Genomic DNA, 17,538 nt, shown 5'->3' with positions numbered 1-17,538 from the left:
CCGACGATCTCATGCTCAACGGCAGGGACGAGGTTGCCATCCGCCAGGACCTCGTGCTGACCGCACTCGGCAAGCGAAAGGCCGATCGGGCGCTCCGCGTCGGAAGGCTTCTCGATGTCGGCACGCGGACCTGGCTCGAGGACCAGGAAATCGTCATCCGCGGCAGGCGCATCGCCTGGGTCGGGCCGGCGGGCGCCTATGAGGGCGAGGTCGCCGAGCGGGCTCACGAACCAGAGCTGTCGGCGGTCCCCGGCTTTGGCGAGGTGCACAAACATATCGAAAGCTCGCATCTGACACCGGAATGGGAGGCGGCGCTGGTCCTGCCGAAGGGCAATACCTGGACCTGCGAGGCGAGCCACGAGTTTTCCAATGTCGATGGCGCGCACAATCTCGAATTCTGGTTCAAGGCGCGCGAGCATGGGTCTCCGCTCAAGATCTTCCCGCAGCCGGGCTCGGCGGTGCCGCCGACGGCCTATGAATGGGGTGGTGGGTGGTTTGGCCATGACGAGCAGGACCGTTTCATGCGGCAAAGCGTCATGGTTCCAGGTCTCGACGAGGTCATGGACTGGCCGGCGGTGTGGAACCCGGAAAATCCGTCCCATGACCGGCTCTGGGGCATGATCGGCGCGACGATGGCCAATCGGGGCGTGGTCGAGGGACATGGCGCAGGCCTGCGCTCCATGGCCGAGATCAATGCCTTCGCAGCGGCGGGCCTGGCGTCCGATCACGAGGTGCAGACGCCGGAGGAGACCTGGGACAAGCTGCGCCACGGCCTTTTCGTCGAAATCCGCGTCTACAATATGGAAGAGATTGTCCGCTTCCTGCTGGACAAGGGACTTCAGGACTGGTCGCAGATCGCGTTCACGACCGATGACCGAAGCGCCTCCCATACAATGCGGGATGGAGCGACCGATCACAATGTCCGGACGGCGATCCAGGCGGGGCTCGCCCCCGAAATCGCCTTCCAATGCGTCACCATCAATCCCGCGCGTCACATGCGCTTGACGCCCTATGTCGGGTCGATAGCGCCGGGGCGTTTCGCCGATGTCGTGCTGCTGGACGACGTGCCCGGCGTTGGGATTGCCCAAGTGTGGGCCGATGGCCGCAAAGTGGCGGAGCGCGGACGCTATACGGCGGAGGTGCCTGATATCGACTGGCCGGGCTGGGCGCGGCGGACGGTCAACATCCAGCGCCGGATCGAGGCGGAGGACTTCCGGATTGCCGCCGCTCCGGGGCGGGAGACGATGAATGCCGCCGTGGTGCGGCCCTTCCACTGGCACCCGGACTTCTACACGATGGAACTGCCGGTGGCCGACGGCGCGGTCCAGCGCCTCGCGAGCGAAAACCTGACGAAGTTCGCGATCGTCGACCGCTTTTCCGGCGAAGGCAAGGTGTCGAAGATGTTCTGGCGCGGCTGCGGACCCGCCGATCCGGAGACGGCGCTCGCCTGTTCGGTGGCGCATGACAAGCACAATATCTGGGTTTGCGGATCGTCCGACGCCGCGATGGCGAAGGCGGTCAATGCGCTTGTCGATCAGCAGGGTGGCTGGGCGCTGGTGCATCATGGCGAACTGGCCGCAACTGTCCGTTTCGAGATCGGTGGGCTGATGTCATGCCGACCGGCCGAAGACCTCGACGCGGAGATGCAAGCGCTCTATCGCGCCGCCGAGAAGGTTGCATGGATGTATGAACCGACGTTTCGGCCGCGCTGGTATCCCGGTTTTCCGGAAAGACTGATGTTCGCCACACTCACCTGTTCGCCATGGACCTGGGTGCTCGTCGCGCCCAGTCCGCTGGCGCCGGAAGGCTTCGTCAATGTCGGCACCGGAGAGACGCATCCCGTCGTCTGGTAATCCTGAAGCCGACATTGAGCAACGGGAAGCACGAAACACGCCTGCTGCGACGATTCAAATCCCCAAAGCCAATCGAAATTGTGTGGTTGATAGCTGGCAGTTCGATCGATCTGCAGGAGCACGGGCACCGTAAAGTCAAAGTGCAACGGTCACAAATGTTCCTCGTGGATTTCGCCTATGCCGCTTGCAGGCCTTGCGGCCCGTTTGTGTCCAGAGAGGCCCTGACGGTCACGGAAGATCGGGCGTTTCAGATCCTCTCACGCACTCGCGATTCCCTCCATGAGCGTCCCGAATGCAGCTTTTAGCGGCTCGACGCCGACCTTCTCGGGCAGCAGCAGGCCGTCGATCGACAACATGGTCATCCCGTGAAGCAGCGACCAGCACGCCGTCGACACGCAGACTTCGCGGGCATGAAGCTCGCTCGCTGCGAAGATCTCATTGAACGGTCACATCCTTCGATCCCGCGCCGCCGCCGGTTTCCTATGTGAAGGTATCCGGCGGATTGTTCCGTGATATGATGATCCATGATTTCGATATGGCATGCTGGTCCTGCACAACGATGCCGACAGTGACCCTGCCTTTGTACCAAAGGTTTGTACCAGCGTCAGCATGTACGTGATTGATTTTCAGGATTTACCAATCAAGTCAATCACTTGAAAGGGGAATGGTGCCCAGAAGAGGACTCGAACCTCCACGCCTCGCGGCACAGATACCTGAAACCTGCGCGTCTACCAATTCCGCCATCTGGGCAGCGACGGTGCATGTAAGGGGGTGGGCGGGTGATGTCAACTGGGTTTTTCAAAATTCGCGTGGAGAGTTCACCGGCAGGGATTCCTTTGCCGTGCAACCTTCGATGTGACGAAGGTTGCACGGCCTCGCGCCAAACATTGCCTGTCGAAAAGCATGTTTGATCTTGATCAAAGCGAAGTTCAAAACTTTCCGCTATTTTGCCTCAATGAAAGCAATTGGTAACCGACGAACGGATGCGCTGGCCAGCAACTCGGATTTTGAAGTTGCAAACTTGAGCATTCCCGTGCTTATAAAAGCGAATAATAACGAACGGCAAACCGTTTTGCGCAAGGGACACTTGGAGAGCTTGCAGGCTCTTTTGAACAAGAGAGGATAAAAAATGTCCAGGATTCGTAGAATTGTCGTTGCCGGCGCATTGGTCGTTGCATCGATTGTTCCGCTCACCATTGCGGAAGCGATGCCCGTCACCAACGCTCCCGCCAAGGCGGAAAAGGCTTCCGACGTCCAGCAGGCCCGTTGGTGCGGCCGGTGGCGTTGCGGCTATCGCCGCGCTTGGCGTCCGCGCGCCCGTATCTGGGTGCGTCCGCGTCGCGTTTGGATTGCCCCGCGCGTCATCATCCGCCCGGCTCCGCGCTATGTCGTTCGCTCGGGCAGCCGCCACGTCCGTTGGTGCATGAACAACTATCAGTCCTACGATCGGGATACGGATACGTTCATCACCTATGACGGCGAAGAGCGTCGCTGCAACTCGCCCTTCCGTTGATCGGAAGGCGCAAGCAAGCAGTGAGATCGAAGGCAGGGCCGTGGCCCTGCCTTTTTCTTTGTTTGATTTTCTCGACGGCGTTCAGTGCCTGTCAATATGACCAAGATCGCGGTCGGGCTCTATGATGTTCCGCACGCGTTGCTTGAGTTCCTTCGGCCCCGGAAAACCGCCGTCGCGCTTGCGCTCCCAGATCAGTTCGCCATTGACCCTGATCTCGAAATTGCCGCCGGTCCCGGGAATAAGGCCGACCTCGCCGAGCGTGTCGCCGAAGGTCGAGAGCAGTTCCTGCGCCATCCAGCCGGCGCGGAGCAGCCAGTTGCATTGGGTGCAGTAGAGGATCGTGATGCGCGGCTTGTCGGTCATGCCCTGAGGTAGCATCAAGCCCGCGGGGTTGCAAAGCGGTCTTGGCGAACCGACATAGTTTCCGGACATGAAGGGGACTTGCCGATGATCTTAGCCACCGCGACCCGAGCCTTTGGCGATCTGTTCTCCGCGCCGATCCGCGGCGTCTTCTGGAAGGTGATCGGGCTGACGCTGCTGTTCCTTGCGGCACTCTGGTACGCGCTGCGTCTTCTCTTCCTCGACTACGCGATGCCCTATTTCGAAGGCTGGTTGCCCAATATGGGGGAATGGTCGGGCTGGTTCGATGTGGTCATCGGCATCATCTCGGCGCTGGGCATCGCCGCCGGCGTCGCTTTCCTGATTGCCCCTGTCAGTGCCATCATTGCCGGCCTCTTCCTCGATGATGCAGCTGACAGTGTCGAGAAAGCGAGCTATCCGGCCGATGCCCCGGGACAGGCGCTGCCGGTCGGACAATCGATCCTGTCGAGCCTGCGTTTCTTCCTGGTCGTGATTGCCGCGAACCTCGTGGCCCTGATTTTCCTGCTGGTGCCGGGTGTGAACATCGTCATCTTCTTCGTGGTCAACGGCTATCTGCTCGGCCGGGAATTTTTTGAGTTCGCTGCCGGCCGCTATCTCGGTCCCGAGCGGGCGCGGGCCTGGCGCAGCCGCAATCAGGGCCGGGTCTGGCTTGCGGGCCTTGCCATCGGTCTCTTCCTGATGGTGCCGCTGCTCAATATCCTGACACCGCTCTTCGCTGCCATCTTCATGGTACATTATGTGAAGGCGCTGATGCGGCAGGAGGCCGGGCAGCCGGCGATGCAGACACCGCATTAAACAGATGACAGGCTGATCAGATCACCTGCTGCGGCAGTTCCACCAGTTCGGCCGGAACATCAGAGGTCTTGTCCGGCGACTTGCAGAGATCAGCGATAACGCAGTGCTCGCATTCGGGGCGCCGCGCCTTGCAGGTATAGCGCCCGTGCAGGATCAGCCAGTGATGGGCGTGATAGAGATAGTTCTCCGGAATGATGCGGAGGAAATTTTCCTCGACTTCGTCAGGCGTCTTGCCGGGCGCGATCTTCAGACGGTTGCCAATGCGGAAGATGTGGGTATCCACAGCCAGGGCCGGAATGCCGAAGGCCATGGAAAGTACCACATTGGCGGTCTTCCGCCCCACGCCGGGTAGCGTCACCAGCTCTTCCCGTGTCTTGGGCACCTCGCCGCCGAAATCGCGGAGCAGCCTCTCGGATAGGAGAATGACGTTCTTCGCCTTGTTGCGATAGAGCCCGATCGTCTTGATGTAGTCGCGGACCTTTTCCTCGCCGAGCTCGAGCATTTTCTCCGGCGAATCGGCAATGGCGAAGAGCGGCCGGGTTGCCTTGTTCACGCCGACATCCGTCGCCTGCGCCGAGAGCGCCACGGCAACAACCAGCGTGAAGGGATTGGTGTGATGGAGCTCACCCTTTGGCTCGGGCCGCTGGATCGAGAAACGCCGGAAGATCTCGTCGATCTCGGCGGCACTGTACGGACATCGGAACGTCTTGCGCGCGGGTTTCTTTGCCGCGGGGCGCGGGTCGGGCTCGATCTTGCGCTTTGTCATGGAATTCCTGTAGGCTTCGATGCCCGGCGAGAAAGACATCGGCATGACGATAATGGACGATTCGAGCGCGATCAACAGCGAGCCGGTGTTCAACGCGGTGCTGACGCCGTACCGTTCGCTCGGACGGACAGGCTTCATCATCCTGGTCGCAATCACACTTGCGATCACCGTGTTCAACGTGATTTTCTTCCTCGTCGCCGATGCGCTGCCGGTGGCGATGTTCTTCGGTCTTGATGTCGTGCTGCTCTATGGCGCCTTCTATCTGAACTACCGCGCGGCGCGGGTCCGCGAAGAGGTTCTCGTCTCGCGCACCAAACTCGAAATCCGCAAGGTCGCACCTTCGGGCCGGGCGAAGGTCAGCCGCTACAATCCGTTCTGGGCGAAGTTCCAGGTCGACAGGCACCATGAATTCGGCATTACCGGCATGGCAGTGACGGGGGAAGGGCGGCGCACGGTGCTCGGCAGCTTCCTCAACCCCGATGATCGGGAAAGCTTCGCTCGGGCTTTCACTGCGGCGCTCGCCAGCGTCAAGCGGAGACTCTGAGCGGTAGCAGAAGCCCCACGTTTCGGGTGGCTGCATTGCCTCTTGCATGCGATTCTTCTGCAAAATGGAGGATCCGAAAGATGAATATGGAAATCAAGCTCACCAAGGACATCACGCCCGTCGGCTCCGACTATCGGACGGTGTCGGATGTCATAGCGCTGCTCACCGAGGACTATCAGGCGCAGCCGTCGCTCGAAGCGATCGCGCGCAAGATCGGCCAGGACCCGACGGAACTGCAGAAGACGTTCACCCGCTGGGCTGGTCTGTCGCCCAAGGCCTTTCTGCAGGCCGTGACCATCGACCACGCCAAGCGCCTGCTGCGCGAAGAGAACATGCCGCTGCTTGAGACGAGCTACGAGCTCGGCCTGTCGAGCCCCGGCCGGCTGCACGATCTGTTCGTGACGCATGAGGCGATGTCGCCCGGAGAATGGAAGACCGGCGGCGTCGGTCTCGAAATCCGCTATGGCTTCCACGATTCGCTCTTCGGCCGGGCACTGGTCATGATCACCGACCGCGGCCTCTGCGGCCTCGCTTTCGCCGACGATGAGGCGGCGGAGCCGGAGGCGTTGCGCGACATGACTGATCGCTGGCCCGGTGCGCGCTATGTCCAAGATGTCGAAGCAACCCGGTCCTATGCCATTCGCATCTTCGACCCCACGCGCTGGAACCCGTCCGAGCCGCTGCGTGTGGTCATGATCGGCACGGATTTCCAGATCCGCGTCTGGGAGCAGCTGCTGGAAATCCCAATCGGCCGGCTCTGCACCTATTCCGATCTCGCGAATCGCATCGGCGCGCCCAAGGCGTCCCGCGCCGTCGGCGCTGCCGTCGGGCGCAATCCAGTTTCGTTTGTGGTGCCGTGCCATCGCGCGATCGGCAAGTCCGGTGCGCTGACCGGCTACCACTGGGGTCTCACCCGCAAGCGGGCAATGCTCGGCTGGGAAGCGGCGAAGGCCTGAGTCTTCCCGCTAGCCCGAGATCTCGACGGTGAAGCCAAATTTGGCCGAAGCACCCGGCGCTAGCGTCAGCGAATAAGGCCGTTCCGCAATCTCCGCTGATGCACCGACCTCAGGCGCGGTGCCATGCCAGGGCTCGACGCAGAGGAATGGCGCGCCGGGCTTCGTCCAGAGCGCCAGGTTGGGCAGGTTATCGAAGGCGAAATGCAGGCTCGGCCCGCCGGTGGCGGCGTAGGTGAGCCCAGGTCCAGCGCCTTCAGGGAAGATCATGGCATCGTCCACGAAATGGCCATGCTCGAGCGTGAGCCGCCCCTTGCTGAAGGGAGAAGGCAACAGTCCCGGCTTCCGCAAGCCGCCGTCGATCCGCGACAGCTTTGGTTCCCCGCCATTGTCGAGCTGCACGAAGTGCTCGCGTCCCTCGGCGCCCGGCAATGGCCAGGCGAAGGCCGGGTGGAAGCCGAGCCCGAAGGGCAGGGGCTTGGCGCTGGTGTTGGTCACGTCGGCCGTCACCTTCAGGCACAGGCCCTCGACGGCATGGAGCAGCGTCAGCCGGAAATCGAAGGGATAGGCAGCCTTGCTCGCCTCGGATGAGACCAGCTCATGCAGGCACGAAGTTGCGCTGGTCTCGGCGAGCCGGAACTCGCTCCGCCGCGCAAGGCCATGCTGTTGCATCTCATAAGCCTGACCATCGACGAGCACCTTGTTATCGGCGGCCTTGCCGACGATCGGAAACAGGATCGGCGAACGTCCGGCCCAGAAGGCCGGATCGCCGTTCCAACCCCAGGACCGCCCGTCGCGCGTCGCGAGCGACTGCATCTCTGCGCCGAGCGAGGAGACCTCGACGGCAAGCTTGTCACTTTCGATGCGTACGAGGTCCGGCATTCCATGCCTCCATCGAGATTGGCTTTGTCCGGCCGCTTAGTGCGCGCCAGACATATCCCCCAGCACTTCCTTCGAAGCCACCGTCGAATCTGCCTTGAGCTTGTAGACCATCGGCACGCCGGTCGCGAGGTTGAGCGCGAGGATCTGCTCCTTGGAGAGCCGGTCGAGGACCATCACCAGCGAGCGGAGCGAGTTGCCATGGGCCGCGACGAGCACGTTCTGGCCGGCCAGCACGCGCGGCAGGATGTCGGTCAGGTAATAGGGCCAGACGCGGGCGCCGGTGTCGCGCAGACTCTCGCCGCCCGGCGGCGGGATGTCGTAGGAGCGGCGCCAGATATGCACCTGTTCTTCGCCCCATTTGGCGCGGGCATCGTCCTTGTTGAGACCGGACAGGTCGCCATAGTCGCGCTCGTTGAGCGCCTGGTCGCGGATGGTTTCGAGGCCCTGTTGGCCGATCTGGTCGAGGACGATTGTCAGCGTGTTCTGCGCCCGCTTCAGGACCGAAGTGAAGGCAATGTCGAACTTGATTCCATAGTCCTTCAGCGCCTGGCCGCCGGTCTTGGCTTCCTCGATGCCGAGTTCGGTCAGGTCAGGATCCTTCCAGCCGGTGAACAGGTTCTTGAGGTTCCATTCGCTCTGTCCGTGCCGGACCAGCACCAGCGTACCGCTCATCGCTTCATCTCCGTTTGATCGCTTGTCAGTGATTACTTGTCGAACCCGAGCACGTCGAGCATGTCGTAGAAACCCGGCTTCTTGTCGAAGGCCCAGCGGGCCGCGGCGAGCGCCCCCTGGGCGAACAGCGACCGGTCATTGGCCCGGTGCGATAGCGTGATCATTTCAGCGTCATTAGCGAAGATCACCTGATGATCGCCGATCACCCCGCCGCCCCGCAGCGTCGCAAAACCGATCGTGCCTTCTTCGCGGGCTCCGGTATGGCCATCCCGGACACGAACCGAATGATCGGCAAGATCGATGCCGCGTCCCTTGGCGGCTTCCTTGCCGAGCAGCAGCGCCGTGCCCGAGGGTGCATCGACCTTCTTGTTGTGGTGCATTTCCAGCACCTCGATATCCCAACCCTTGGCGGCGAGCGCCTGGGCTGCCTGCCGCACCAGCACGCCAAGCAGATTGACGCCGAGGCTCATATTGCCCGACATCACGATGCGCGCATGACGGCCGGCAGCCTTGATCTTGGCAATGTCGTCAGGCGAGCAGCCGGTCGTGCCGATGATATGGACGATACGGGCCTGCGCAGCCAAACCGGCGAATTCCACGGTCGAGGCGGGTGAGGTGAAGTCGATGACGGCGTCGGCATGCAGGAACGCCTGCAGCGGGTCGCTGGTGATCGGCACGCCGATGTGACCGATGCCGGCGATCTCGCCCGCGTCCTTGCCGAGAGCCGGTGCCCCCTCGCGTTCCAGCGCGGCATGGATCTTCATTCCCTCGGCCGTGTGGATCATCCTGAGCAGCGTCTGGCCCATGCGCCCAGCGGCGCCGGCCACGACCACCATCTTCATGTCCTTGTCCGTCATCTCGCACCCATCCGCGCCTATTTTTCCCGTATTTGCAGGCGGTTGAGGCGAGCGTAGAGTCCCGCTTCCTCCTGCGCAAGCATTTCGTGCGTGCCTTCCTCGACGATCCGTCCGTCTTCCATGACGATGATCTTGTCGGCCTCTGAAATGGTCGAGAGCCGGTGGGCGATCACCACCACGGTGCGACCGTGCATGGCATGCTGGATCGCCTTCTGGACGGCTGCTTCGGACTCGGAGTCGAGCGCTGATGTAGCCTCGTCGAGCAGCAGAATTGGCGCATTGCGCACCAGTGCACGCGCGATCGACAGGCGCTGGCGCTGACCACCGGAGAGGTTCAGCCCGTTCTCGCCGACCGCGGTGTCATAGCCATCGGGCAGGCCGAGGATGAAGTCATGCGCATAGGCCTGCCGCGCGGCTTCCTCGATCTCGGCATCGGTGGCGCCGGGCCGGCCGTAGCGGATGTTATCGCGCACTGTACCCTCGAACATCACGGCGGTCTGGGAGACGAAGGCGAGCTTCTCGCGCAGCGACTTCTTGGTGACGTTGCGGATGTCCTGACCGTCGACCAGGATCTCGCCCGGCTCCGGGTCGTAGAAGCGGGGGATCAGGCTGATGATTGTCGACTTGCCCGCGCCGGAAGGCCCTGCAATGGCGGTCGACTTGCCGCCCTCCGCGACAAAGCTCATGCCCTTCAGGATCGGTTCGTTGCGATAGGCGAAGTTCACGTTCCGGAACTCGATGCGACCCTCGGTCACGACCAGCGGCTTGGCATCCGGCGCCTCGCGCATCGGCACCGGCGTGTCGAGAATATCGAAGATCATCTTCGCGTTCACATAGGCCTTTTCGAGCTGCACCTGCAGCTTGGCGAGCCGCCGCGCCGGATCGTAGGCCAGCAGCATCGCGGCAATGAAGGAGATGAAGGCGCCAGGCAATTGGTTCGCATAGATCGACTGCCAGGCCGCATAACCGATGACGGCGGCGATCGCGGCGCCGGCAAAACTCTCCGTGATCGGCGAGGTGCGTTCCGAGAGACGGATGATCTTGTTCGCCCGTCTTTCGGATGTGTCGATCAGGCCGTCCATCCGTTCGCGCAACTGGTCTTCCATCGTGAAGGCCTTTACGATCATCAGACCCTGGATCGTCTCCTGCATCACGCCGCTGACATGGGAGTTGTATTCCACGGATTCCCGTGTCGCACTGCGGACTCTCTGGGCGAGATAGCGCACCGCCAGCAGCATCGGCGGCGCAGTGAGGGCCACCAGCAGCGTCAGCAGCCAGTCCTTTGCGATCATGACGCCGACCAGCGCCACGAAGGTCACCGCATCGCGCGCCACTGACGTGACAGCGAGGCTCATCGTCTCGCGGATGCCGTTCACGTTCTGCGTCGCGGTCGCCGCGATCTGGGCCGAGCGGGCATCCGAGAAATAGCCGAGATTCAGTGCCATCAGATGCGCATAGAGCCGCTTCTGGTATCGCGCGACGATCGCATTGCCGATCTTGTTGAGCAGCACGGACTGCCCGTAGGATGCAAAACCCTTGATCGCGAAGGCGACGAAGATTGCGATGCAGATCCAGATGACGAGGCCGACGCGCTTGTTGGTGAAGGCCTCGTTGATAACCGATTCCATCACCCAGGCGGTGAAGGCGGTGGCGAGCGCAACAGTGACGAGGCAGGCGATGGCGGCGGCATATTTGCCGACGTGATCGCGCGCGTTCTCCATGAACAGGCGCTTGATCACCGGCCACATCGCGGCCCGGTCCTCTTTCGGCTTTATCGTCTCGTCAGCGCTCAACAGCAGCCATCCTGATCTTGATGGGCAGGCTCATAGCGGCTGGGGATGGCTTTGAACAGTCATTTCCGCCAGCGGCGGCCGTCGGTCGCGACGCCGAAATCGCCGGGCATGCGGGCATAGGCCGACAGGCCGGCAAGCGCTGCGAGCGGATGGGTGACGACGAAGGTCGGGATATGCGACATCATCTCGCGATGCGGCGCCTTGTCCTCGAAGGCTTCGCGGAATTCCGGCTTTTGCAGCGCGGCCAGGATCCGCTGCGGGATGCCGCCGCCGAGATAGACGCCGCCCTTGGCATTGAAGACCACGGCCATGTCGCCCGCGACCCTGCCGAGATAGACGGCAAAGAGGTTCACGGCTTCCTCGGCCTGCTTGTTTTCGCCCGAGAGACCCGTGTTGGACACATCGGCCGGCGTCGCGAGCGTTGGCGTCACGCCATCGGTGGTGCAAATCGCCGCATAGAGCCCAAGCAGGCCGCGTCCGCAAAGAATCTGTTCGGCCGATACGCGGCCCTCGATACGCTCGATATGTGGGAAGATTTCGAGGTCACGGGCCGAGCGAGGGCCGAGATCGACGTGACCACCTTCGCCCGGGACCGGGATCCAGGCATCGAGCGCGTGGACGAGGCCTGCGACACCGAGCCCGGTACCCGGCCCCAGCACGACCTTCGAATGGTTGGGCTTGACCGTGCCGCGGCCAATCTGGATCTGGTTTTCGCCATCGAGCGTCGCGACCGCCAGTGCCTGCGCCTCGAAATCGTTGATCACGACCACGTCCTCGAAGCCGAGATGGGCGAGCAGGTCGTTCGGGCGGACGACCCATGGGCAATTGGTCAGCGGAATTTCGTCACCATTGATCGGGCCGGCGACCGCGAGGATGGTTGAGCGCGGCTTGATTTCGGCCTTGGACAACACCGCGCCTTCGATCGCCTCATCTATGGTCGGATAGTTCGCAGTCAGGACGATTGTGACATCGCCCATCGCCGTGGAATTCTCATCAAGCAGCGCGAAGCGGGCATTGGTGCCGCCGATGTCGCCGATCAGGATCGGAAACGGAAAGCGATCGTGGTTCGTGCTGGCCATCGGTGTCCTGCCCTGCATGTTCTTGTCGTTCGTGTCACGCCTGGCCAGTCAATCTTGGTCAGGCGCGATCAGCATCTCCGCGGTGGCACGGTTGAGCGCCATCGGTATGTCATAAACAGTCGCGAGCCGGGTCAGCGCCTTCACATCGACATCATGCGGCATCGGTGTCAATGGATCGGTGAAGAAGATAAGCATCGACACCCTGCCTTCGGCGATCATGGCGCCGATCTGCTGGTCGCCTCCGAGCGGACCGCTCTTCATCCTGACGACCTTCAATGACGGTACAGCCTCCATGATCCGCCCGCCGGTCGTGCCAGTCGCGACGAGATCGTAGTCCGAGAGCGCCTGCCTATGTGCGGCGGCAAACTCGGCCATGTCGTCCTTCTTCTGATCATGTGCGATCAGTGCGATGGTTTTTCGCTCGGTCAGACCATGCCTCCATCCCGCTTTGCGACCGAACCTGCCGCAAATGCCTGCTGCCTATCAAGGCGCTATAGACGAATTTTCGTGTCGTTCAACAAGGACTTTGGCTCCGCGCGACTTCCCAACCGGACATGGCGCTAAAAAAGAGATTGAAAAGAACAAATCATGAACTAAATTGCTGGCCCTGATGAGGGAGACGCTGATGATCAAGGGAAGTTGCTGCTGCGAGGCTATCCAGTTCGAGCTGTTGTCCATGCCGACAATGATGGGGACATGTCATTGTTCGCGTTGCCGCAAGGTTGGCGCGAGTACATTCGTCTTCGTGAGCAAGGCGTCATTGCGCTGGGTGCAGGGGAAGGAGTTTGTTTCACGATACGAGCCGGAAGCCCCTTACCTCTATGCGCGCTGCTTCTGCCGGAAATGCGGAACAGCGCTGGGCGAGATCGATTCTGCCGAGGAAACATTCCCGATCGCCGCAAATTGCCTCGATGACGATCCGGGCATACGCAACCTGTTTCATGAATTTGTCGCCGAAAAGCCGGACTGGTATGAGATTTGCGATGGCGCCAAGCAGTTCGAAGCCCATCCTGTCAAATCATAGACATGGCCCGAACCTTCTGTAAGAACGGCGGTTAGATTCGCCGCGGGCGCCTGCATGACCCGCATATTCATTCGGTCGTCAGCATGGAGGATATCACATGAGCGAAATCGAGGCCGTACTCTCGAAAGCCGATTCCAATCTCGAATCAAGCCTGGACAGGATGTTCGCGCTCTGCCGCATCAAGTCGATCTCCACCGACATGGCCTACAAGGCCGAGTGCCGTGCTGCCGCCCAATGGCTCGTCGACTATTTGGAGACACTGGGTTTCGAAGCCGCGGTGCGGGATACCGCCGGCCATCCGATGGTCGTCGGCCATCATGCGGCCGCGACCGAGAATGCGCCGCATGTCCTGTTCTATGGCCACTACGACGTCCAGCCCGTCGATCCGCTCAACCTCTGGGACTTCGATCCCTTCGAGCCCACGATCCGTGAGCAGGGCGGCAAGAAGGTCATCACCGGCCGCGGTACGTCAGACGACAAGGGCCAGTTGCTCACCTTCGTCGAAGCCTGCCGCGCTTACAAGGAAGTGCATGGCGCCCTGCCTGTGCGGGTGACCGTGCTGTTCGAAGGCGAGGAGGAGTCCGGCTCGCCGTCGCTCAAGCCCTTCCTCGAAGCCAATGCCAAGGAATTGACGGCCGATTTTGCCCTCATCTGCGACACCTCGATGTGGGACAGCGAGACGCCCGCCATTTCGGCCGGCTTGCGTGGCCTTGTCGGCGAGGAAATTACCATCAAGGCCGCCGATCGGGATCTGCATTCCGGCTATTTCGGTGGCGCGGCCGCCAATCCGATCCATATCCTGAGCGACATTCTTGCCGGCCTGCATGATGAAACCGGCACGGTGACGCTGGAAGGTTTCTACGAAGGCGTCGAGGAAACGCCCTCCCAGATCAAGGCATCCTGGGAAACGCTGGGCATGACCACCGAGAAATTCCTCGGTGAGATCGGCCTGTCCATCCCCTCGGGCGAAAAAGGCCGCAGCGTCATGGAACTGACCTGGGCTCGCCCGACCGCCGAGGTCAACGGCATCTGGGGTGGCTATACCGGCGAAGGTTTCAAGACCGTCATCCCCGCCGAGGCATCCGCGAAAGTCTCGTTCCGCCTTGTGGGTAAGCAGAATCCGGACAAGGTGCGGGAAGCGTTCCGTGCTTACGTGCAGGCAAGGCTGCCGGCCGATTGCCGCGTCGAGTTCCACAAGCACGGTGGCTCGCCCGCGATCCAGCTTCCCTACGATTCGACGTTGCTCAATAAGGCCAGAAACGCACTCTCCGACGAATGGCCGAAGGCGGCCGTCATGATCGGCATGGGCGGATCGATCCCCATTGCTGGCGATTTCCAGAAGATGCTCGGCATGGAAACACTGCTGGTCGGTTTCGCGCTTTCGGACGACCGCATCCATTCGCCGAACGAGAAATACAATCTCGATTCCTTCCACAAGGGCATCCGCTCCTGGATCAGGATCATCGATGCCTTGAAGCCTTGAGCCTCCACCCGTGACAATGAACAGCCCCCGGCGTCATGCGCCGAGGGGCTGAATGCTTCCTGGGCGGGATCTCATGACCCGCTTCATCCGCGCTGTCGGGCTCACAGAATGTGATGCCCAAGTTTACTGCATGTTGGGATCAACGATGCAGTTGCCGAACTCGTCAAAAGACTGGGATTCGCAGCCCTGGATCGAGCCGGTGGAGTTCGGGTCGACCAGTTGGTCACCTTCCCAGATATCAGGTGTGTCGATGCGGTTTTCCGGTCGGCCGTCGCGGCTGAAGTCGGACCGGCCGCCGTTGTTGTCGGCTGCGTAACCGACGGAAGCGCCGGCAAGGATGGAAAGTGCGACAAGCGAAGTCTTGATCATCTTGGACATTATCTTCTCCTTCAATTCGGCCTCTACAGGACCTGCTGCCCAACCCCTCGGATTCGGAAAGGTTCACAAAAGCGTATGAAAAAAGCGCGCCGACTCACGAAAAGTTGAGGGTTTGACATCATCAGTTCCGGGAAAGCCGGTAGCCTTAACGACCCTTTAAACGGCCACATTTAAAGTTCACCCGGAACGACGCGGGGGATATCGGACAAAATGGAAAAGCGGCGGAATGGCGGGTAAATCGCGGTCTAGGACGAGGATCGAGCCTTCTTTCGAAGGAAGTAAGCGCGGCCGCGATAGCGAGCTGCGGGCCGATCCACGCGACCGCTCCGGCCGTTCCAGCAAATCCAAGGCGTCTTCGCGCTCCCGAGGCCGCAGCTCCGGCGGTGGTTTCTTCGGCTTCATCCGCCGGGCGATCTACTGGTGCCTCGTTCTCTGCCTGTGGGGCGGATTGGGTGTCGCCGGGCTTGTCGCCTATTATGGCGCCAAGATGCCGAGCGCCGAGAGTTGGGCGATGCCCGATCGGCCGCCGAACATCAAGATCGTCGACGTCAATGGCGAGCTACTCGCCAACCGAGGCTCGACCGGCGGCGAGGCGATACCGCTCGATTCCATGTCGCCCTATATACCGCTCGCCGTGATGGCGATCGAAGACCGGCGCTACTATTCGCATTTCGGCTTCGACCCGATCGGGTTCACCCGCGCCATGCTGCGCAACGCCATGTCCGGCCGAATGGTGCAGGGCGGCTCGACCATCACCCAGCAGCTCGCCAAGAACATGTTCCTGACGCCCGACCGGACGCTGGAGCGCAAGGTGCAGGAAGTGTTGCTCGCCTTCTGGCTGGAGAGCAAATATTCCAAGGACCAGATCCTTGCAATGTACCTGAACCGGGTCTTCTTCGGCTCCAATTCCTATGGTGTCGAGGCCGCCTCGCGTCGCTATTTCAACAAGTCGGCGCGTGACGTGACGCTCACCGAAGCCGCGATTCTCGCAGGCCTCCTCAAGGCGCCCTCGGCACTGTCTCCCGCCAAGAACCCGGAAGGTGCGATGGAACGCGCCAAGCTGGTGCTCGCGGCTATGGAGGACGAAGGCTACATTTCCAAGGAAGAGCTCGTGGCCGCGGTCGAGAAGAAGCCGCAGAAGGCGAAGAGCTACTGGTCGGGCGCCGAACACTACGCCGCCGACATGGTGATGGACGAACTCCCGGCGCTGATCGGCGAGGTCAAGGAAGACGTGATCGTCGACACCACCATCGACCGCACGCTGGAAAAGGCGGCCGAGAAGGCGATCAAGGATACGCTCGAAAAGGAAGGCAAGAAGCTCAATGCCAGCCAGGCGGCGCTGGTCGCGATCGACGGCACCGGTGCCATTCGCGCGCTGGTCGGCGGCCGCGATTATGCCGCAAGCCAGTTCAACCGCGCTTTCAAGGCCAAGCGCCAGCCGGGTTCGGCCTTCAAGCCCTTCGTCTATGCGGCTGCCCTCGAACAGGGCGTGCGCCCCGATTCGATCCGCAACGACGCGCCAGTCAGGATCGGCAAATGGACGCCTGACAACTACGACAACAAGTATCGCGGCAACGTGACTGTTGCGAGCGCACTCGCTCAGTCGCTCAATACCATCGCCGCCCAGCTCGTCATGGAAGCCGGCCCGCAGAATGTCATCAAGGTCGCCCACCGCATGGGCATCGACACGGACATGCAGGAGAATGCCTCGATCGCGCTCGGTACGTCCGAGGTTTCGCTGGTCGAGCTGACATCCGCTTATGCACCGTTCATGAATGGCGGCTACAAGGCGACCGCGCATGTCATCAGGCGCGTCACCACGGTCTCCGGCAAGGTGCTCTACGAGAACACCTACGACGCCCCGCCGCGCGTGGTCTCTGAGAAGATCGCGGCGATGATGAACCAGATGATGGCCGGCGTGATAAACCGCGGCACAGGCAAGAATGCCAAGCTGCCCGGCTGGCAGGTGGCTGGCAAGACCGGCACGACACAGTCCTTCCGCGACGCGCTCTTCGTCGGCTACACCGCCAATATCGTTGCCGGCGTCTGGTTCGGCAACGACAATGGTGATTCGATGAAGAAGGTCACCGGCGGCGGCCTGCCGTCGAAGGCCTGGAGCCAGTTCATGATCGCGGCGCATGAGGGCCTGACGCCTGCGCCGCTCTTCGGCCTCGGCACCTATACTGCGCCTGCGCAGGATCTCTCGGTCGATGCCGCGCCCAACAGCGATCAAAGCCAGGACACGCTCTTTGACATGATCAGCCACGCGCTCGGCGAGGACAAGCCGGCGAAGAAGGTGGAAAAGAAGCCCAACAGCGTGGTCCCGGACGAGCGCCCGGCCGACGAAGCCGTGCTGCCGCCCGCCGATGTCGATGATGTCATTCGCCAGGAAGAACAGGCGAACAGCGACGGTCTCGTGCCGCCTGCGGACGTCGGCGAGACCACAGGCGCTACCCAGAACAAGCGCAAGGCCAACTCCACTCTGCTCGACGTGCTCATGGGCAATTGAGGCCTGTAGCAGCCCGACACCGTCCCCGAGGCGACTTTTGCTTGCGCGGACCTGAT

The 17,538-nt window shown here is 61.8% G+C and carries 18 protein-coding genes, 1 tRNA gene and 1 pseudogene; 10 read left to right on the top strand and 10 right to left on the bottom strand.

Annotation, left to right across the window (positions count from 1 at the left end; all coding sequences use genetic code 11):
• The first annotated feature begins 11 nt into the window (after window positions 1–11).
• Both AC2YI2_RS02420 and AC2YI2_RS02415 read left to right on the top strand, forming a co-directional pair.
• Window positions 12–1,853, top strand: coding sequence for an adenine deaminase (locus AC2YI2_RS02420; RefSeq protein WP_487385280.1), 1,842 nt, complete (start codon window positions 12–14; stop codon window positions 1,851–1,853).
• 442 nt (window positions 1,854–2,295) lie between these two features.
• Window positions 2,296–2,394, top strand: a pseudogene (locus AC2YI2_RS02415) (inositol 2-dehydrogenase); the annotation flags it as partial.
• A 124-nt stretch (window positions 2,395–2,518) separates the two neighbouring features.
• Here AC2YI2_RS02415 and AC2YI2_RS02410 read toward each other — a convergent pair.
• Window positions 2,519–2,603: transfer RNA gene (locus tag AC2YI2_RS02410), tRNA-Leu, on the bottom strand.
• A gap of 163 nt (window positions 2,604–2,766) precedes the next feature.
• On the opposite strand from AC2YI2_RS02410, the gene AC2YI2_RS02405 reads away from it, so the two are divergent.
• Window positions 2,767–2,979, top strand: a complete 213-nt coding sequence (locus AC2YI2_RS02405; protein ID WP_487384818.1) for a hypothetical protein — start codon at window positions 2,767–2,769, stop codon at window positions 2,977–2,979.
• Between the two features lie 3 nt (window positions 2,980–2,982).
• The gene (locus AC2YI2_RS02400) at window positions 2,983–3,366 is read left to right on the top strand and encodes a BA14K family protein (protein WP_487384817.1); all 384 of its coding nucleotides are present in this window, start codon (window positions 2,983–2,985) and stop codon (window positions 3,364–3,366) included.
• An 81-nt stretch (window positions 3,367–3,447) separates the two neighbouring features.
• Here the strand turns inward: AC2YI2_RS02400 and AC2YI2_RS02395 are convergent, their stop codons facing one another.
• Window positions 3,448–3,729 (bottom strand): Rdx family protein, encoded by a 282-nt coding sequence (locus AC2YI2_RS02395; RefSeq protein WP_487384816.1) that lies wholly within the window; start codon window positions 3,727–3,729, stop codon window positions 3,448–3,450.
• Between the two features lie 120 nt (window positions 3,730–3,849).
• Here AC2YI2_RS02395 and AC2YI2_RS02390 point away from each other — a divergent pair, with 120 nt between their 5' ends.
• The gene (locus tag AC2YI2_RS02390) at window positions 3,850–4,542 is read left to right on the top strand and encodes a sulfate transporter family protein (protein WP_487385279.1); all 693 of its coding nucleotides are present in this window, start codon (window positions 3,850–3,852) and stop codon (window positions 4,540–4,542) included.
• Window positions 4,543–4,558: 16 nt separating this feature from the next.
• Here AC2YI2_RS02390 and nth read toward each other — a convergent pair whose 3' ends face one another.
• Window positions 4,559–5,308 (bottom strand): endonuclease III, encoded by a 750-nt coding sequence (nth, locus tag AC2YI2_RS02385; protein WP_487384815.1) that lies wholly within the window; start codon window positions 5,306–5,308, stop codon window positions 4,559–4,561.
• Between the two features lie 43 nt (window positions 5,309–5,351).
• Between nth and AC2YI2_RS02380 the strand changes: the two genes are divergently transcribed.
• Together AC2YI2_RS02380 and AC2YI2_RS02375 are read left to right on the top strand one after the other, a co-directional pair.
• Entirely contained in the window at window positions 5,352–5,852 is a 501-nt protein-coding gene (locus tag AC2YI2_RS02380; protein WP_487384814.1) for a DUF2244 domain-containing protein, read from the top strand.
• 80 nt (window positions 5,853–5,932) lie between these two features.
• Window positions 5,933–6,808 carry a methylated-DNA--[protein]-cysteine S-methyltransferase gene (locus AC2YI2_RS02375; protein WP_487384813.1) on the top strand — a complete coding sequence of 292 codons (876 nt, stop codon included), beginning with the start codon at window positions 5,933–5,935 and terminating at the stop codon, window positions 6,806–6,808.
• 9 nt (window positions 6,809–6,817) lie between these two features.
• Here the strand turns inward: AC2YI2_RS02375 and AC2YI2_RS02370 are convergent, their stop codons facing one another.
• The 6 genes from AC2YI2_RS02370 to AC2YI2_RS02345 form a co-directional block, all read right to left on the bottom strand.
• Window positions 6,818–7,687 carry an aldose 1-epimerase family protein gene (locus tag AC2YI2_RS02370; protein ID WP_487384812.1) on the bottom strand — a complete coding sequence of 290 codons (870 nt, stop codon included), beginning with the start codon at window positions 7,685–7,687 and terminating at the stop codon, window positions 6,818–6,820.
• A 36-nt stretch (window positions 7,688–7,723) separates the two neighbouring features.
• Window positions 7,724–8,359 (bottom strand): 2,3-bisphosphoglycerate-dependent phosphoglycerate mutase, encoded by a 636-nt coding sequence (locus AC2YI2_RS02365; protein ID WP_487384811.1) that lies wholly within the window; start codon window positions 8,357–8,359, stop codon window positions 7,724–7,726.
• A gap of 32 nt (window positions 8,360–8,391) precedes the next feature.
• Window positions 8,392–9,216, bottom strand: a complete 825-nt coding sequence (gene dapB, locus AC2YI2_RS02360) for a 4-hydroxy-tetrahydrodipicolinate reductase (protein WP_487384810.1) — start codon at window positions 9,214–9,216, stop codon at window positions 8,392–8,394.
• Between the two features lie 17 nt (window positions 9,217–9,233).
• Window positions 9,234–10,964 carry an ABC transporter ATP-binding protein gene (locus AC2YI2_RS02355; RefSeq protein ID WP_487385278.1) on the bottom strand — a complete coding sequence of 577 codons (1,731 nt, stop codon included), beginning with the start codon at window positions 10,962–10,964 and terminating at the stop codon, window positions 9,234–9,236.
• Between the two features lie 104 nt (window positions 10,965–11,068).
• Window positions 11,069–12,088: a glucokinase gene (locus AC2YI2_RS02350; RefSeq protein WP_487384809.1), complete on the bottom strand. Its 1,020-nt coding sequence runs from the start codon at window positions 12,086–12,088 to the stop codon at window positions 11,069–11,071.
• A 48-nt stretch (window positions 12,089–12,136) separates the two neighbouring features.
• Window positions 12,137–12,517, bottom strand: coding sequence for a methylglyoxal synthase (locus AC2YI2_RS02345; protein WP_487385277.1), 381 nt, complete (start codon window positions 12,515–12,517; stop codon window positions 12,137–12,139).
• Between the two features lie 196 nt (window positions 12,518–12,713).
• Here AC2YI2_RS02345 and AC2YI2_RS02340 point away from each other — a divergent pair, with 196 nt between their 5' ends.
• Both AC2YI2_RS02340 and AC2YI2_RS02335 read left to right on the top strand, forming a co-directional pair.
• Window positions 12,714–13,112, top strand: a complete 399-nt coding sequence (locus AC2YI2_RS02340; RefSeq protein ID WP_487384808.1) for a GFA family protein — start codon at window positions 12,714–12,716, stop codon at window positions 13,110–13,112.
• Between the two features lie 97 nt (window positions 13,113–13,209).
• Window positions 13,210–14,595, top strand: coding sequence for a dipeptidase (locus AC2YI2_RS02335; protein WP_487384807.1), 1,386 nt, complete (start codon window positions 13,210–13,212; stop codon window positions 14,593–14,595).
• Window positions 14,596–14,718: 123 nt separating this feature from the next.
• On the opposite strand, the gene AC2YI2_RS02330 is transcribed toward AC2YI2_RS02335, so the two are convergent.
• Window positions 14,719–14,973, bottom strand: a complete 255-nt coding sequence (locus AC2YI2_RS02330; protein WP_487384806.1) for a hypothetical protein — start codon at window positions 14,971–14,973, stop codon at window positions 14,719–14,721.
• Window positions 14,974–15,199: 226 nt separating this feature from the next.
• On the opposite strand from AC2YI2_RS02330, the gene AC2YI2_RS02325 reads away from it, so the two are divergent.
• Window positions 15,200–17,482: a transglycosylase domain-containing protein gene (locus AC2YI2_RS02325; RefSeq protein WP_487384805.1), complete on the top strand. Its 2,283-nt coding sequence runs from the start codon at window positions 15,200–15,202 to the stop codon at window positions 17,480–17,482.
• Window positions 17,483–17,538 lie beyond the last annotated feature (56 nt).

It is taken from the genome of Rhizobium sp. SRI_017, assembly GCF_057586295.1.
This window is presented reverse-complemented; position numbering and strand designations above follow the sequence as displayed.

Coding starts and splice junctions, on each gene's coding strand:
- AC2YI2_RS02420 (WP_487385280.1), top strand. CDS start 12: ATGCTCAACGGCAGGGACGAGGTTGCCATCCGCCAGGACCTCGTGCTG.
- AC2YI2_RS02400 (WP_487384817.1), top strand. CDS start 2,983: ATGTCCAGGATTCGTAGAATTGTCGTTGCCGGCGCATTGGTCGTTGCA.
- AC2YI2_RS02395 (WP_487384816.1), bottom strand. CDS start 3,729: ATGACCGACAAGCCGCGCATCACGATCCTCTACTGCACCCAATGCAAC.
- nth (WP_487384815.1), bottom strand. CDS start 5,308: ATGACAAAGCGCAAGATCGAGCCCGACCCGCGCCCCGCGGCAAAGAAA.
- AC2YI2_RS02380 (WP_487384814.1), top strand. CDS start 5,352: ATGACGATAATGGACGATTCGAGCGCGATCAACAGCGAGCCGGTGTTC.
- AC2YI2_RS02375 (WP_487384813.1), top strand. CDS start 5,933: ATGAATATGGAAATCAAGCTCACCAAGGACATCACGCCCGTCGGCTCC.
- AC2YI2_RS02370 (WP_487384812.1), bottom strand. CDS start 7,687: ATGCCGGACCTCGTACGCATCGAAAGTGACAAGCTTGCCGTCGAGGTC.
- AC2YI2_RS02365 (WP_487384811.1), bottom strand. CDS start 8,359: ATGAGCGGTACGCTGGTGCTGGTCCGGCACGGACAGAGCGAATGGAAC.
- dapB (WP_487384810.1), bottom strand. CDS start 9,216: ATGACGGACAAGGACATGAAGATGGTGGTCGTGGCCGGCGCCGCTGGG.
- AC2YI2_RS02355 (WP_487385278.1), bottom strand. CDS start 10,964: ATGTGGCCGGTGATCAAGCGCCTGTTCATGGAGAACGCGCGCGATCAC.
- AC2YI2_RS02350 (WP_487384809.1), bottom strand. CDS start 12,088: ATGGCCAGCACGAACCACGATCGCTTTCCGTTTCCGATCCTGATCGGC.
- AC2YI2_RS02340 (WP_487384808.1), top strand. CDS start 12,714: ATGATCAAGGGAAGTTGCTGCTGCGAGGCTATCCAGTTCGAGCTGTTG.
- AC2YI2_RS02335 (WP_487384807.1), top strand. CDS start 13,210: ATGAGCGAAATCGAGGCCGTACTCTCGAAAGCCGATTCCAATCTCGAA.
- AC2YI2_RS02330 (WP_487384806.1), bottom strand. CDS start 14,973: ATGTCCAAGATGATCAAGACTTCGCTTGTCGCACTTTCCATCCTTGCC.
- AC2YI2_RS02325 (WP_487384805.1), top strand. CDS start 15,200: ATGGCGGGTAAATCGCGGTCTAGGACGAGGATCGAGCCTTCTTTCGAA.